Origin of the sequence: Rickettsia koreansis (assembly GCF_046532895.1) — a bacterium.
In the GTDB taxonomy this organism is placed as follows: Bacteria; Pseudomonadota; Alphaproteobacteria; order Rickettsiales; family Rickettsiaceae; genus Rickettsia; species Rickettsia rickettsii.
This window is the reverse complement of sequence record NZ_WHLZ01000001.1, coordinates 542216-558142: the sequence shown is the minus strand read 5'-3', so window position 1 is coordinate 558142 and position 15927 is coordinate 542216. Positions and strand designations below refer to the sequence as shown.

Below are 15927 nucleotides of genomic sequence, written 5' to 3'. Positions count from 1 at the left end.
TTCAAAAATTGGCTGCGTCATCCTACAAGAGTTGCGATACTCACGTATTAAGTATACGCGCCTCACCTTGTGGATTCCTTGCTCTTTTTGAAGTTGATCTTCGTCTATGTTAGTTTAAGACTTTTTGCATAACTTGCTAATAAGGATAATTTGTATGTCGATCCGGTACTCGAATCCTCACGTTACTTGCGTGTACGCTGCGGTTCTGCGTTCCGTGTCTCCTGCAAATTTCTCTTATTAGCAAGTTATGCAAAAAGTCTTATTAAAATCTATATAATGTATACTTAATAAAATACCAAAAATGATAAGCTACAAAACTACCGACTACGGCAAAAACAGAAAATAAGAAATCACTGCCGTTAATAGTGCCGTAAGGTACATGAGATGATAAAGCTCCGGCATATGTACCGATGCTGCACATTGAAAAATACGAAAATAAAGCTGTTCTAAGTTCGTAATCCCTAAATTTATCAATTAGTATTAAAATATTGCAAATATAAATGGATCCTAAACAACTACCGATTAGTATTATATATAATATATTAAGGTTTTTATTAGTTCCATGAAGCGGTAGTAAAATAAAGCAGACGAGCAGAATTATAGTTAGTGATAAATTAGCCAAATATTTATTTACTTTGCTTAATATATAGCATATAGGAATTATAGAAAAACATATTGCTAGAAAAATATATTTTAGTATAAGTCTTAAATTAATTAATGCTAATTCTTTCTTTAATGCAAAAGCTTCATAATACCATAATATATCCAAGGTGACATAAGCAACTACGAAGCCTGTCAATAATTGTAATTCGACATTTTTTATTAAGGATGAAAATTTGGAATTTAAATTTAATTTATGAGATGTAGGATTATAATGCAGAAATTCGGTTAGTATATTGATACAATATAATAATGCACAAATTACTATAGTATTATTTGTTGGTGTTATAAATGGATTTAATAAATCTACCATTAAGTTTCCACCCGCCCATAACAACATTATACAAGCTAAAAAAAAATATTTCTTTTCTTTGCTACTCTCAATAATGTCTAATGTTATAGAAGTGAAATATGAAAATGTTCCAAAATTAATTACAATAAAATTAATTTTAATGAGAGTATAATTATTTAATAAAATTAGGTTTATTGTACAAATAATTAATAAAGATAAGCTAATTAAAATAATTTTTTGATTACTTAACTTATTAATTAACTGTGTTAAGGCAAAGCTTGCGATTATCGAACCTATAAATTTAGTTTGATTTATATGATTTATTTGTTCTCCGCCTAGATTTTTATTTAGCAGTAAAAAGATTTTAAAATTATAAAAATTTATAGCATTGATACAGGAAAAAATAAATATTCCCAAAAGTGAGAAAAAAATAGTTTTGTAATCGTTTTTTAAAGTCATAAATTAAGTGTTTGCTAAACATAAATACATTGTATATAACTCATAATTATAATGATTAAGATTATTATCTTAAAAATTAAAGAGATTCGTAATTCCATTATTTAAGTATATATGGATAGTTATTAGATTATCAGCTTTTAATCAAGTATGGTAGTCTTATTTATAATTTGTATATAATTATTGTTGAATTTTAAAAAAAATTAATGAATTAAATAATATGAAAATATTTTAATGTAAGAAAAATAATAATATATTTTTTAGTATTTTAAAGAGGTGTTATTTGAAGTTTATCTAGAATTTCATTTTTGCTCTTTACTCATAGATAAATTATCTATTTAAATAAATTAATACAAGATAAACAATGATTTTTCTTAAGATACAAGCATTATATTAATTATTTGTTCTTCAAGTTAGTGAGCAAGATAAATGAATAAAAAGATTATAATTGATGCTAATTTTCCAAGCGAAACAAGAGTAGTTTTATTAGGACAAAGCAACAATATAGAAGATATTGAATTTCAAACAACCGTAAGACAACAAAATAAAGGTAACATTTATTTAGCAAAAGTTACAAGAATAGAACCGTCGCTACAAGCTGTTTTTATAGAGTACGGAATGGATAAAAGCGGTTTTTTACCGTTTAGTGAAATCCATCCTAACTATTACAATTTGCCTACCTCGGAGAGCAATTTTCCAGTTAATGCTTTTCCTGAAATAGCTCTTTCAAATATTACGGTTGAGGATGATAAAGAGAAATCGGCTGTTATATATGATTCTTTGGTTGATAGTGAAGAAATTGACCTAAAAACCATAGAAGATTTAGTAGAGAGTAAATTCCAGTCAGAACTTAATTTAGAAGCGGCTGATGATATTGAAATGATTCAAAGCGGTACCTCTGAGTCAAATATTCCGCAATATAAACAATATAAAGTTCAAGAAGTAATAAGAAAAAACCAAATATTATTAGTGCAGGTTACTAAGGAAGAACGAGGAAATAAGTGCGCCGCTTTTACTACTTATATATCCTTGGCTGGTAAATATTGTGTTTTAATGCCTAATAAAGGTTCGCAAAACGGTATATCGCGTAAAATATCAAACGGGGAAGAAAGAAAAAGACTGAAAGATATTTTAAATAAAATAGTAAGCGGTGACAAAAATGCTTATAGCGTCATTGTTAGAACCGCAGGTAGAGGAAGTAGCACCTTAGATTTAAAGAAAGACTATAATTATTTAGCAAGGTTATGGAATAAAATTCGTAAAAGTACTATTAAATTTCCGGCTCCGTGTTTTATTCATGAGGAAGATAGTATAATACGTAAAACCATACGTGATATGTGCGATCACAATGTTAAAGAGGTGGTAATTCAAGGACAAGAGGGTTATGAAGACGCTTCAAAATTTATGCAGGATTTATTACCTTCAGAGCTTGCAAAGCTGAAAGAGCATAAAAGTAAAACTCCTATATTTACTAAGTTTCAAGTAGAAGAGCAATTAGTTAAATTATATCAGCCTGTAGTGACGTTACCTTCAGGAGGATATATCGTTATTAATCCTACGGAAGCTCTTATCTCAATTGATGTAAATTCCGGTAAATCAACTTCTGAACAAAATATTGAAGAAACGGCACTAAAAACTAATTTAGAAGCAGCCAAAGAAGTAGCAAAGCAAGTCAAGCTTAGAGATCTATCAGGTTTGATAGTTGTTGATTTTATAGACATGAGCGAAGCTAAGAATCGTAAAATTATTGAACGATCCTTTAAAGAGTTTTTAAGTCGTGATCGTGCTCGTATACAAACCGGTAATATTAGTCAGTTTGGACTACTTGAATTCTCAAGGCAGAGATTACGTTCTTCTTTCTTAGAAACTAATTCGGCAATTTGTGCTCATTGTAACGGTAAAGGAGTCATTAGAGCAAGTGACGCTAATGCTATGTTAATTTTACGTACTATAGAGAATGAAATTTTTGAAGAAAGAATTGATGTAATAAATGTTTTTACCAATATCGTTTCAGTTATTTATCTACTTAATAATAAACGTGCTGAGATAAAATTTATTGAAGAAAAATATAATATAAAGCTTAATTTTTATTCCGATCCTAATGCTACATCAGATAGTTATTCGATTGAAAAAGTGAAGCTGTTCAAGAAAAATAACAATAATGTTAATTCTGTTAAGCCGGTAATTCAGAATCATAATGCCGATTATACTGAAGAAGAGCTGAAAAAAGAACAGTTACGCAAAAATAAACATAAATGGAAAACAGCTAATAATAGTAATAATATTGCTAATGAAGTAAAAGATAAGAGTTTAGAGGCAAAAGAATCGGTAGAGCAAACCGTAAGCGTTGTGGAAGAGGTGAAAGTTGTAGAAAGTAATGCCGGCTTAGAAGCAGCACAAGCTACTCCAAAAAAGACAAAACGTAGATATCGTAATAAAACATCAAATAAGAAACGTCCTTCTAATACCGTCGAAGATACGGAAAAGAATGCAGAGTCTTGATTTGAGGGTTATAATATGTCATTCCTGCGGAAGCAGGAATCCAGTAATCTTTAATGTTACCCCGTGGGCTTGACCACGGGGTCCATAAAAATAATAAAAAATACTAATATGATTAGTATTTTTAGCTGGATCCCGCGATCAAGTCGCGGGATGATAAATGATAAACCTATCCACGCAACAAGGCCTACGCGGGGATGACATAGCAATGCCGTAATGACGCGATAAAAAACATAAACTTAAAATAAAAGTGCAGAAAAGTTTAATTACAAAATGGTTGTGTATAAGTTGTATAATGGTCATAGCGACGATTGTTATAGGGGGGATAACAAGGCTTACCGGTTCTGGTTTATCTATAGTTGAGTGGCGTCCGGTAACTGGTATTTTGCCGCCTTTTAGTTTTGAAAGCTGGCAGGCGGAATTTGCTAAATATAAAGCTTTTCCTGAATATAACTCCGTTAATTACGGAATTACTTTATCACAGTTTAAGTTTATTTATATGTTAGAGTTTATACATCGATTACTCGGTAGAATTACAGTTTTAATATATATTGTACCTTTAATGTATTTTTATTTTAAAGATGTTATAAAAAATCGTGACATACCTTATATAATTGTTTTGTTGTTATTTTGCGTACAAGGCTTTATGGGGTGGTATATGGTTAAAAGCGGCTTGTTGAATAGCCCGTATGTTAGTCATTTTCGACTTGCTTTTCATTTAATTATCGCCGTAATTATTTATCACATACTTTTTTATCAACTAATAAAAAATCGTTGTGATATTTTGTTAATCCCGTCACAAACAGATTTTAAATTACCATTAATATTTTCCGGTATTGCTATTACTGTAGTATATGTGCAAATTTTTTTAGGTGCTTTAGTTGCAGGGCTTGATGCAGGGCTGATATATAATATTTTTCCGCTAATGGATGATAGTTTTATCCCGATGGAGATAAAAGATAATTTCGTTGATCTTAAAAATTGGTATGATCCGGTTTTTATACAATTCATACATCGTTTAGGCGGCTATAGCGTATTTTTGGTTGTTGTAGTTTTGATAATTTGCTTGTTAAAAATAGAACATCCGAAATTAAATAAGATAGCGTATTTTCTAATGATTGCATTATTTATGCAGGTATCTACCGGAATAATTACTCTTTTATACTCTGTACCTATAATAATTGCCTCTATACATCAGCTTTTTGCTATAATCCTTTTATCTATAATAATTTGGTGCTATTTTTTAATAAAAAGTTCCTAATTTATTAAAAATATGATCATCGATTTCAATACTCCTATTTCTTCTAGATTAGATAAATATTTAAAACGTCTATATCCCTTATTGACTCAAGGAGTAATAGAGAAAGCATTACGTCAAAAACAAATTACTGTTAATTCTCAGAAAGCAGAAGCGAGTTTAAGAGTAAAGGGCGGCGATAAAATTTTTATTAACGATAAGTTTAATTTACCTGTTAAGCAACCTGAAAAATTAGTTTTTACCGACACTGAAATTAAGCTAGCGAAGAAAATTATTACCGATTATTTGATATATGCAGATGATAATTTAATAGCTATAAATAAACCTGCAGGTCTTGCTACTCAAGGCGGCAGTAAAATAAATTTATCTATTGACTCTGCATTAAAATATTTGAATTATAAAGGTGCTGATTTTAAGCTAGTACATAGATTAGATAAAAAAACAAGCGGTTTGCTCTTAATAGCCACAAATTATTTAAGTAGTGTAAAACTTCATGATGCTTTTAAAGAAAAATTGGTTGTAAAAACATATTTTGCCGTAACCTATGGGAAGCCAATTAAAAATGTAGGCGAAGTTAGAAGTAATATAGAAAAGAGTAAAGGAAGTACACCTAAAATTACTGATATTGATAGTGAAAATGGTAAACTTGCCATTACTTATTATAAAGTACTTAAATCACTTGATAATAACTTATTTTTAATTGAATTTACGCCGGTTACAGGTAGAATGCATCAATTAAGGTTGCATGCTAAATTATTAGGTTGTCCGATACTTGGAGATGATAAATATGGTAATAAAGAAATAATGCCGTATAGTAAATATATGTTCTTGCATGCTAATACTATATGTTTATCTGAAAAAATTTTTGGTCAAGAGATTAAGTTAGAAGCAAAATTACCGTTTTATTTTAATAGACGTCTTACATAACTTGTTTCTAAAGGTAATTTGTACGTTGATCCGGTACTCGAATCCTCATGTCAAGTGTACGCTGTGGTGCTGCGTTCCGTGTCTCCTTCAAATTTCTTTTTATTAGCTGCGTTATGTAAGACGTCTATTGATAAGTTTGTGGAGTGTTGCATTTATGATTCGTAGATATTTTTTATTGCTGCTTTTTTTTATGACTAATTGTATTGATTGTTTTGCAGATATACAGCAAAGAATCAATGAAGCAGAAAAAGAATATATAAGTAATAGATTTTTAAATGCCGTTTTTATGTTTGCCGATGATTATAAACCTTTATTAACCGGTGCTAAAGGAATTTTTGCTTTAAATGGTGAGCAATTAAAAGCAAATGAAATGATGCCTATTGTTTCTGCTACAAAGCCTTTTACAGCAGCGGGAATCTTAAAATTACAAGAACAGGAATTATTAAATATTAACGATAAAATTTATAAATATCTTGATCCGGAAATGTGGGGTGGAAAAGTGCCGGATTGGGCATATAAAATATCTATCCATAATTTATTAACGCATAGTAGTGGTATTGCTGAATATTTTAGTTTTGTTAAACTTGATTTAAATATGCCTAAGAAAGAGATTCACAAGAAAATATTACAATTTGTTTCTTCTAAGCCTTTAGAAATATCTATAGGGAAAAAATTTAAATATAGTAATACTAATTTTGTTATACTCGGTATGATTATAGAAAAGGTGGCTAAAAAAGATTTAGCTAACTTTTTTTATGATGAATTTTTTAAACCGCTTAATATGAAATCTACTAGTTTTGCTTCATATAGTGAAGCCGCTAGAATCCAAAAAAACGTTATTAGTTCTAATTATCCGGTAAGATATTTTTTAACACCTAATAATAGTAATAAACCTATATTTACTCCTGTAACTGCTGATTTTTTAGCAGTTCCTTGTGCTGACGGTGGTATAATATCAACACCGGTTGATCTTATTAGATGGTATAGGGCATTAAATGAGGAGAAAATTCTTTCTAAGAAGTCGTATAAACTTATGACTACTAAATATTTTTTAGCAAAAGATATAGAAGGTCGTAAGTCTTATATGGGTTACGGTATTTTTCTTACTGATCTTGATTCTAAGCGTTTAATGATTCATTATACGGGAAAAGCCCTTGGAATACAAAGTGAAGCAGGATATGTTTTGCCTGATAATCTTTATTTTGCTATACTTAGTAATACTATGATAAAAATTCCTGAAGAAGAAAAAGATAAAATTGATATGAAAAATCCTTTAAATCAACTTGGAATAATTTATTTTAGAGATGCAATAATAGGGGCAGCTATAAAAAATTAAATAGACTTGTTGTGTAAGCTATTTTATAAAGAGGAATTTGAAAGAAACACGGAACGCAGTACCGCAGCGTACACTTAGTACGTTAGGATGCGAGTACCGGATTGACATACAAATTACCTTTAGAAGGAGGTTATACAACCAGCCTAATGAAGATAGTTACTTGGAATATTAATTCATTGCGTCTACGGATCGCTTTATTAAGAAAATTAGCATATGAACATCAGCCGGATATTATTTTACTTCAAGAAACAAAGGTAGCTGACTCATTATTTCCTCTTGAAGTTATTAAAAATATAGGCTATGAACATGTAATATATTCAGGGCAGAAATCATATAACGGTGTTGCTATTATTTCAAAATTTCCTTTGCATAATGTTTTTTCATTGGAGTTATATAATAGTGATAAAAGGCATATAGCAGCTATAGTTAATGATATAGAAATACATAATTTTTATGTTCCTGCCGGCGGTGATATACCTGATATCGAGGTAAATACAAAATTTAAGCATAAGCTCGAATATGTAAGGTTAATGCAGGAATGGTTAACGACTAACCGTACTAAAAACGATAAAATGATTATTGTCGGGGACTTGAACATTGCTCCGTATGAACATGATGTATGGTCTAGTAAGCAGTTGCGAAATGTTATCAGCCATACCGATATTGAACGCTCGTTATTGGTAGAGCTACAAAATGCGTTAGGTTTTATTGATAGTAGCAGACATTTCGTATCGCTTGACGAAAAATTTTATACTTGGTGGAGTTATAGAAATATAGATTGGAAAAAATCTAACAGAGGTAGAAGACTTGATCATATTTGGGTTAGTGATAATTTAAAAGGTGCATTATTTTCTATGCATTTACTACCAGAAGCACGTGATTGGCCTTCACCTTCGGATCATGTGCCATATTTTGTGACTTTTAATTTACAAATGTCATCCCGTGGTTTGACCACGGGGTCCAGTTCAAAATAAAAAAAAAAGACTGGATCCTGTGGTCAAGCCACGGGATGACAATAGTCTTAAGGAGTAATTAGTGGATATTAAGTTAGGAAAATATAAGCCGACAAAGGAAGAATATATAAAAAGCTTTAAAGATATACTCCTACTGCGTCGTTTTGAAGAAAAATGTGGTCAGTTATACGGAATGGGAGAAATCGGTGGTTTTTGTCATTTATATATAGGGCAAGAAGCAGTAATTTCTGCAGTAGATATGGTTAAACAAAAAGGTGATAGCACTATTACTAGCTATCGTGACCATGCTCATATTATTTTAGCAGGAACTGAGCCTAAGTATGTTCTTGCCGAGCTTATGGGGCGTGCTACAGGTTGTTCGAAAGGTAAGGGTGGCTCAATGCATTTATTTAATGTACCAAACAAATTTTACGGTGGACATGGTATAGTAGGGGCTCAAGTACCGATAGGCACAGGGCTTGCGTTTGCTGAAAAATATAACGATACGCATAATATCTGTTTTACTTTTTTAGGTGATGGTGCCGTTAATCAAGGTCAGGTATATGAAGCTTTTAATATGGCTGCTTTATGGGGGTTGCCGGTAGTTTATATTATTGAAAATAACGAATATTCGATGGGGACGTCTGTAGCACGTTCTACCTTTATGCGTGATTTATATAAGAAAGGGGCATCGTTTGGGATTAAAGGATTTCAGCTAGACGGTATGGATTTTGAAGAAATGTATGACGGCTCTAAGCAAGCAGCCGAGTATGTTAGAGAAAATAGCTTTCCGCTGATATTAGAGGTAAAAACTTATCGTTATCGTGGGCATTCGATGTCCGACCCGGCAAAATATCGCAGTAAAGAAGAAGTTGAGCAATATAAAGAGCGTGATCCGTTGGTAATAATAAGAAAAACGATACTCGACAATAAATATGTAACCGAAGTGGATTTAAAAGAAATAGAACAGTCGGTAAAAGAAATTGTGAAAGAAGCAGTAGAATTCTCAGAAAATTCACCGCTACCTGATGAAGGGGAGTTGTATACACAGGTGTACTGTTAAGGTGTCATTGCGAGGAAAAACTGTAAGTTTTGACTAAGCAATCTCAGGAATTTGTTATTATTTCATGAGATTGCCACGCAGCCTACGGCTGCTCGCAATGACGTTCACGCAGGCAAGCCTACTTGCAATAACGTTTAATTTAATCAAATAAAAAAGAAAAATGCAAATAACGGTACGTGAAGCGTTGCGTGATGCCATGCAAGAAGAGATGATAAGAGACGACAAGGTTTTTGTCATAGGCGAGGAAGTTGCAGAATATCAAGGAGCTTACAAGGTAACTCAAGGATTACTAGAGCGATTTGGTCCTAAGAGGGTAATTGATACACCGATAACGGAATATGGTTTTGCAGGGCTTGCAGTCGGAGCAGCTTTTGCAGGACTTCGCCCGATCGTGGAGTTTATGACCTTTAACTTCGCTATGCAAGCATTCGATCACATAGTTAATTCAGCTGCAAAAACGCATTACATGTCAGGCGGGCAGGTCAAATGTCCGATAGTATTTAGAGGACCAAACGGAGCAGCAAGTAGAGTAGCTGCACAACATAGCCAAAATTATACAGCTTGCTATTCCCACATTCCGGGATTAAAAGTAGTAGCTCCTTATAGTGCAGAAGATCATAAAGGACTTATGCTTACAGCTATTAGGGACGATAATCCCGTTGTTTTTTTAGAAAATGAAATTTTATACGGTCATAGTTTTGACGTGCCGGAAACAATCGAGCCTATACCATTTGGTCAGGCAAAAATTTTAAGAGAGGGTAGTAGTGTCACTATAGTAACTTTCTCGATTCAAGTAAAACTTGCCTTAGATGCTGCAAATGTTGTGCAGAATGATAATATTGATTGTGAGGTTATTGATCTTCGCACTATTAAACCGCTTGATACTGAGACAATAATAGAATCAGTGAAAAAAACTAATCGTTTAGTTGTAGTGGAAGAAGGGTGGTTTTTTGCAGGTGTTGGTGCAAGTATAGCTTCTATTGTTATGAAAGAAGCATTTGATTATTTAGATGCTCCGATAGAGATGGTAAGCGGCAAAGATCTTCCCCTTCCTTATGCTGTTAATTTAGAAACACTAGCTCTGCCGAGTGAGAGCGATGTAATAGAAGCCGTTAAAAAGGTTTGTTATTATAGTATTTAATGTATTAGCTTAGTTTTTTCGTCATTGCGAACAACTGAAAGGAGCGTGGCAATCTCATAAAGCAAGATTCCAGAGGTTGCTTTGTCCACACTTACAGTTTTTCCTTGCAATGACGATGTCAACTTTTTGAGGCATACCTACTTTGCAGCTCTTTTACGGTCGTTAGGGTCAAGTAGAGCTTTACGTAAACGAATAGATTTCGGTGTTACTTCAACTCGCTCGTCATCTTGTATATAGCTGATTGCCTGCTCTAACGTTAAAAGCATTGGCGGAGTTAGCCTTATGGCTTCGTCTTTACCTGCCGCTCTAACGTTGCTCAGTTGTTTCGCTTTTAGTGGGTTTACCTCTAAATCATTATCACGATTATGTTCGCCGATAATCATGCCTCTATATACTTTGTCACTAGGGTTTATAAACATTTTCCCCCTTTCTTCTAGATTCCATAGAGCATATGCGACCGCTGCCCCGTCACCGTTAGAGATAAGCACGCCGTTACGTCTTCTCTCGATATTTCCTTTATAATCAGCATATCCATGGAAAATACGATTCATAATCCCTGTGCCTCGTGTTTCGGTTAAAAACTGGCTGTGATAGCCGATTAACCCTCTAGACGGTCCGATAAACGTAACACGGCTTTTACCGCCGCCTGATGGCCTCATATCAGTCATTTCGGCTTTTCTCAGTGCTAAAGATTTTACGACTACTCCAACATAATTATCATCAACGTCAACTTGGATTTCTTCCATCGGTTCTTGCTTATTACCTTTCTCATCAGTTTGGAATAATACTTCGGGTCTGCTAATAGATAGCTCAAACCCTTCACGACGCATAGTTTCAATTAAGATACCAAGTTGTAACTCACCACGCCCTGCAACTTGGAAAGCATTTTTCTTGGCAGATTCAGTAACTTTTAAGGCAACGTTACTTTCAAGCTCACGCATTAACCTAGCTCCAATTAAGCTCGACGTAACTTTTGTCCCTTCGCTTCCTGCAAGCGGTGAGTCATTAACGCTAAAAGTCATGGATAAAGTCGGCGGATCGATAGGTAGAGACGGTACGGCCTCGGTTACCTCAGGGGAGCAGATAGTATCGGCAACGTTGGCGTTTTCAACGCCTGATACGGCAATAATATCGCCGGCTGTAGCATCATTTATAGCGATGCGTTCTAAGCCTCTAAAGGCTAATATTTTAGTGATACGTCCGGTTTCAAGTACTTTATTCTCACGATTTAATACTTTTACGTTTTGGTTAATTTTAACAGTGCCGCTTTGTACACGACCTGTTAAAACCCTACCGAAGAAAGAATTATATTCTCTAGTAGTAACAAGCATAGAAAACGGTGCTTTGTCATCGGCTAAGGGTTTTGGTACATGCTTGTACTATAAGGTCGAAAAGCGGTGCTAAATCATCTGCTAAATTATCTAAAGGATTAATTTTATCATCAAAGGTTAAAGATGCTCTACCTGCTCTACCTGATGCATAAACTATAGGGAAGTCAAGCTGATCGTTGTTTGCTTCAAGTGCCACAAATAGCTCAAATACTTCATCGATAACTTCTTTAATTCTTTGGTCATCTCTATCGATTTTATTAATAACGACAATAGGTTTTAAGCCGAGATTTAACGCTTTAGAAAGCACGAATTTTGTTTGCGGCATTGGTCCTTCCGATGCATCGACAAGTAGCACTACACCGTCAACCATGCTAAGGATGCGTTCTACTTCACCGCCAAAATCGGCGTGTCCTGGCGTATCAACTATATTGATACGGATATCGTTCCACATAAGAGCAGTACATTTGGCAAGTATCGTGATTCCACGCTCACGCTCAAGATCGTTAGAGTCCATAGCACGCTCAGCAACTGCTTGGTTAGCTCTAAATGTTCCGCTTTGTTTAAGCATGTTATCAACAAGCGTAGTTTTCCCATGATCAACGTGGGCAATAATTGCTATATTACGAATAGATGTCATCTTTAAAAATTCTTACAAGTTTACAATAGTTTTTCGTATTATACACTAAAATACCACAAATTGGAATATAAGTTCTTGAAAAAGAAATTGATTGAACTGCAGAATAAAAATTACTAAGAATTTTAAAACTTTAAAATAAGAGAAATTAATGAACGATAATACAGCTTTATTTATATTTGATTGTGACAATACTTTAGTTGGACATTCGCATAATTATATCGGAGAGAGGTTAGGAGGTTTAATAGCACGTAATATACAAAATCGCTTTTTTAGCTCCTATGAAGAACGAGAGCAAGAAAAAGTTAGGCTTGAGCAAAAATTTTCTATAGAGCTGATGGAGAAATTCCTAGATAATGAAAATTTAGGTTGGAAAAATGAAGAGCAAATAGCACGCCTTTTTAAGCATATTATATTATCCGGTCATAAAATAGCTATAGCATCATTTAATGATTATCCTCATGCTGTAAAATATGCATTAGAAAGGTTACTAGGAAAGGAAGATGCAGCAAAAATTTATATAAAATCAGCTTTACCTTCTAATAATTTTGAAGAAATACAAAATTGTACTAAAAAAGAATATATAAGAGAAATAATTAATAATACCGAAATAACTAATAATTTTTCATGGATGATGATATTAAATATGTCAATGCTGCAAAAGACTATGGTATTACAGTAGTTTTGGTTAAGAACAAAGGAACAGAGCATATTCATGAAGCTTTTTTTTATATGAATTTAGTGAACAGCATGAAATTTATGTTGAGCTAGAAGAACCGGCTACTGAACCTTTGCTTAGTGATGGAGAGAGTACCTATTTTAAGTACTGAAGCAATAAAATCTATTTCGTTTGAACCTATTTCTAGTGATTATTATTCGGATGGCGAATATACACCATGGGGAGGCGTGCCAATGTTAGGTAAAGATTAAGTTTTTAATTATAGACAAATTGCTTGATGTTATTTATTCTTAGATTAATAAGGGTGTTGCTCCGGTGTCATTCCCGCGTAGGCGGGAATCCAGTAATCTTGAATGTCATCCCGCGACTTGATCACGGAATCTTAGGATACTGCTTGTGACACAAGATCCCGTGGTCAAGTCACGGGATGACAATCCTAGCCGACACCGTTTAACCTAAAAGGATCAAGGATGATGTACCGAATATTATGTTTATACATATTCATAATAAATTTCTCAACGATTACGGAGGCACAAAATGTGCCAATTAAAGAAGATAATTTTAAAGTTAGAGTAGCTGTTGCTGATGTACAATCTATATTGGAAGGTTCGATCGCTATAAAAGATTTGCGTAATAAAATCGAAAAGCTTAATCATAAAATTCAAGAGGATATTGCTGCAAAAGAAGCAGAATTTAAACCGTTGGAAGAGAAGCTGCTAAATGAGCGTTCTCATTTAAGTGAAACCGAATTTGAGCATAAAGTAAACGAATTTAATGCAAAAGTTAGCCATGTTAGAAAAGAAATTCAGATTAAGAAAACAAAGCTTGAACAAGCTCACGCTGAGGCTATGAGTAGAGTCCATGAAACAACTATTACAATAATTAGTGAACTTGCCGAGAAATATAACCTTAATTTGGTCATTCCAAGTGCTCAAGTCTTATATGCCAAAAATAATTTGAATATAACTTCCGAAGTGACTTTTATGTTGAATGAGAGATTAAAAGAAGTAACGATAAACTATTGATAGTGTTGTATGGATTTTTGTGTGTCATTCCTGCGTAGGCGGTAATCCAGAAAAATAACTTCAATATTGATATAGAAGTTACATATTTGATAAAATAAATCTATAAAAACTAGTTTTTATAGGTTTTACTGGATTCCTGCCTACGCGGGAATGATATAAACAAGAGAGTATTTAATATGGCAGAATTTACACCGATTACAATTGCATACGGGGACGGTATAGGTCCTGAAATAATGGAGGCAGTGCTTTATATATTACGTAAAGCCGAGGCTCGTATTCGTTTAGAAACCATTGAAGTAGGTGAAAAGCTTTACAAGAAGCATTATACTTCAGGCATAAGCGAGGAAAGCTGGGAATCAATACAACGCACTGGTATTATACTTAAAGCCCCGATTACTACTCCGCAAGGTGGAGGATATAAAAGTTTAAATGTCACGATTCGTAAAACATTACAGCTTTTTGCTAATATTCGTCCTGCCGTTTCGTTTCATCCTTTTACTAGAACATTACATCCAAATTTGAACCTAACTATTATACGTGAGAATGAGGAAGATTTATACGCAGGTATAGAATACCGTCAAACGCATAATATGTATGAGTCAATGAAGTTGATAAGTCATACAGGATGTGAGAAGATTATTAGATATGCTTTTGAATATGCAGTAAAAAATAACCGTAAAAAAATCACGTGTTTAAGCAAAGATAATATTATGAAATTTTCCGATGGGGTTTTGCATAAAGTATTTAATGAGATTGCAAAAGAATATCCGCAAATTAATAACGCGCATTATATTATCGATATCGGGACGGCAAGGCTTGCTACCAAACCAGAAATATTTGACGTTATCGTAACTTCTAATTTATACGGTGATATAATATCTGACGTAGCTGCTGAAATTTCAGGCTCGGTAGGTCTTGCAGGTTCTGCAAATATTGGGCAGCATTATGCAATGTTTGAAGCGGTACATGGAAGTGCTCCCGATATTGCCGGTAAAGATATCGCAAATCCGTCAGGGCTTTTAAATGCTGCAATAATGATGCTAGTACATATAGGGCAGAGTGATATCGCTACATTAATCGAAAATGCTTGGAAAAAAACTATAGAGGATGGCGTTCATACAGCCGATATATATAACGAGCAGAGTTCTAGTAAAAAAGTCGGTACAAAAGAATTTGCCGAAGAAGTAACGAAAAGATTAGGACAGTTACCGACAAAGCTACCTAAAGCAGATTATCCCTTAATTGCTGAGAAGCAAGAAAGCAATATAGATTATAAAATTGATACTAAAGAAGTTAAGAAATTGGTCGGTACGGATATATTTGTGAATATGAATGTATCTTCTGCTCATGATATAGCAGATAAAATTAATAAACTTGATCTTGGTAATTTTGAGTTAAAAACAATCTCGTCAAAAGGATTAAAGCTGTGGCCTCATGATACAAGGTTTGAAACTGTTTCCGATCATTGGTGTTGTCGTTTTATGAATAAAGACGGCACAGAAATAAAGCATTTAGATATAACAAGATTGCTTGAAGCTTTAAGCACAGCAAATATCGATTTTATCAAAGTAGAGAATCTGTTTGAATTTGATGGGGTTGCAGGTTATAGCTTGGCTCAAGGTGAGTAAAAACGTCATTGCAAGTGAACTTTAGTTCGTGCGGCAATCTCAGGA

General features: G+C 33.5%; 11 protein-coding genes and 4 pseudogenes. 12 read left to right on the top strand and 3 right to left on the bottom strand.

Annotation, left to right across the window (positions count from 1 at the left end):
* Positions 1-262 precede the first annotated feature (262 nt).
* Positions 263-1411, bottom strand: a complete 1149-nt coding sequence (locus tag GCO76_RS03195) for an MFS transporter (RefSeq protein WP_410956142.1) — start codon at positions 1409-1411, stop codon at positions 263-265.
* 426 nt (positions 1412-1837) lie between these two features.
* Between GCO76_RS03195 and GCO76_RS03190 the strand changes: the two genes are divergently transcribed.
* The 3 genes from GCO76_RS03190 to GCO76_RS03180 all read left to right on the top strand — a co-directional run bounded on the left by GCO76_RS03190 (position 1838) and on the right by GCO76_RS03180 (position 6092).
* Positions 1838-3910, top strand: coding sequence for an Rne/Rng family ribonuclease (locus GCO76_RS03190; protein WP_410956141.1), 2073 nt, complete (start codon positions 1838-1840; stop codon positions 3908-3910).
* A gap of 247 nt (positions 3911-4157) precedes the next feature.
* Positions 4158-5168 carry a COX15/CtaA family protein gene (locus GCO76_RS03185; protein ID WP_410956140.1) on the top strand — a complete coding sequence of 337 codons (1011 nt, stop codon included), beginning with the start codon at positions 4158-4160 and terminating at the stop codon, positions 5166-5168.
* A 12-nt stretch (positions 5169-5180) separates the two neighbouring features.
* On the top strand, positions 5181-6092 hold the full coding sequence (locus GCO76_RS03180; RefSeq protein ID WP_410956139.1) for an RluA family pseudouridine synthase: 912 nt from the start codon (positions 5181-5183) through the stop codon (positions 6090-6092).
* Here GCO76_RS03180 and GCO76_RS03175 read toward each other — a convergent pair.
* Positions 6071-6220: pseudogene (locus tag GCO76_RS03175) on the bottom strand (palindromic element RPE1 domain-containing protein); the annotation flags it as partial. The gene GCO76_RS03180 and the pseudogene GCO76_RS03175 sit on opposite strands and share 22 nt — an antisense overlap.
* 26 nt (positions 6221-6246) lie before the next feature.
* Here GCO76_RS03175 and GCO76_RS03170 point away from each other — a divergent pair.
* The 5 genes and pseudogenes from GCO76_RS03170 to GCO76_RS03150 all read left to right on the top strand — a co-directional run bounded on the left by GCO76_RS03170 (position 6247) and on the right by GCO76_RS03150 (position 10585).
* A complete protein-coding gene (locus tag GCO76_RS03170) occupies positions 6247-7428 on the top strand; it encodes a serine hydrolase domain-containing protein (RefSeq protein WP_410956138.1) in 1182 nt (393 codons plus the stop codon).
* Between the two features lie 9 nt (positions 7429-7437).
* Positions 7438-7577: pseudogene (locus GCO76_RS03165) on the top strand (palindromic element RPE1 domain-containing protein); the annotation flags it as partial.
* Positions 7575-8402: an exodeoxyribonuclease III gene (xth, locus tag GCO76_RS03160; protein WP_410956466.1), complete on the top strand. Its 828-nt coding sequence runs from the start codon at positions 7575-7577 to the stop codon at positions 8400-8402. The pseudogene GCO76_RS03165 and the gene xth, both read left to right, overlap by 3 nt.
* A gap of 61 nt (positions 8403-8463) precedes the next feature.
* A complete protein-coding gene (gene pdhA / locus GCO76_RS03155) occupies positions 8464-9444 on the top strand; it encodes a pyruvate dehydrogenase (acetyl-transferring) E1 component subunit alpha (RefSeq protein ID WP_410956137.1) in 981 nt (326 codons plus the stop codon).
* 160 nt (positions 9445-9604) lie between these two features.
* A complete protein-coding gene (locus GCO76_RS03150) occupies positions 9605-10585 on the top strand; it encodes a pyruvate dehydrogenase complex E1 component subunit beta (protein WP_014014051.1) in 981 nt (326 codons plus the stop codon).
* A gap of 137 nt (positions 10586-10722) precedes the next feature.
* Here the strand turns inward: GCO76_RS03150 and typA are convergent.
* Positions 10723-12553 (bottom strand): annotated as a pseudogene (gene typA / locus GCO76_RS03145) (translational GTPase TypA).
* Positions 12554-12701: 148 nt separating this feature from the next.
* On the opposite strand from typA, the pseudogene GCO76_RS03140 reads away from it, so the two are divergent.
* From GCO76_RS03140 to GCO76_RS03125, 4 genes and pseudogenes are all read left to right on the top strand, one after another.
* Positions 12702-12926, top strand: a pseudogene (locus GCO76_RS03140) (hypothetical protein); the annotation flags it as partial.
* A gap of 425 nt (positions 12927-13351) precedes the next feature.
* Positions 13352-13480 (top strand): hypothetical protein, encoded by a 129-nt coding sequence (locus tag GCO76_RS03135; protein ID WP_410956484.1) that lies wholly within the window; start codon positions 13352-13354, stop codon positions 13478-13480.
* A 219-nt stretch (positions 13481-13699) separates the two neighbouring features.
* Entirely contained in the window at positions 13700-14254 is a 555-nt protein-coding gene (locus GCO76_RS03130; protein ID WP_045805387.1) for an OmpH family outer membrane protein, read from the top strand.
* 176 nt (positions 14255-14430) lie between these two features.
* Positions 14431-15882, top strand: a complete 1452-nt coding sequence (locus tag GCO76_RS03125) for an NADP-dependent isocitrate dehydrogenase (protein ID WP_410956136.1) — start codon at positions 14431-14433, stop codon at positions 15880-15882.
* Positions 15883-15927: the final 45 nt, after the last annotated feature.

Excerpts from the sequence above, each read along its gene's own strand:
- GCO76_RS03195 (WP_410956142.1), bottom strand. The coding sequence starts at position 1,411 with ATGACTTTAAAAAACGATTACAAAACTATTTTTTTCTCACTTTTGGGA.
- GCO76_RS03190 (WP_410956141.1), top strand. The coding sequence starts at position 1,838 with ATGAATAAAAAGATTATAATTGATGCTAATTTTCCAAGCGAAACAAGA.
- GCO76_RS03180 (WP_410956139.1), top strand. The coding sequence starts at position 5,181 with ATGATCATCGATTTCAATACTCCTATTTCTTCTAGATTAGATAAATAT.
- GCO76_RS03170 (WP_410956138.1), top strand. The coding sequence starts at position 6,247 with ATGATTCGTAGATATTTTTTATTGCTGCTTTTTTTTATGACTAATTGT.
- xth (WP_410956466.1), top strand. The coding sequence starts at position 7,575 with ATGAAGATAGTTACTTGGAATATTAATTCATTGCGTCTACGGATCGCT.
- GCO76_RS03150 (WP_014014051.1), top strand. The coding sequence starts at position 9,605 with ATGCAAATAACGGTACGTGAAGCGTTGCGTGATGCCATGCAAGAAGAG.
- GCO76_RS03135 (WP_410956484.1), top strand. The coding sequence starts at position 13,352 with ATGGAGAGAGTACCTATTTTAAGTACTGAAGCAATAAAATCTATTTCG.
- GCO76_RS03130 (WP_045805387.1), top strand. The coding sequence starts at position 13,700 with ATGATGTACCGAATATTATGTTTATACATATTCATAATAAATTTCTCA.
- GCO76_RS03125 (WP_410956136.1), top strand. The coding sequence starts at position 14,431 with ATGGCAGAATTTACACCGATTACAATTGCATACGGGGACGGTATAGGT.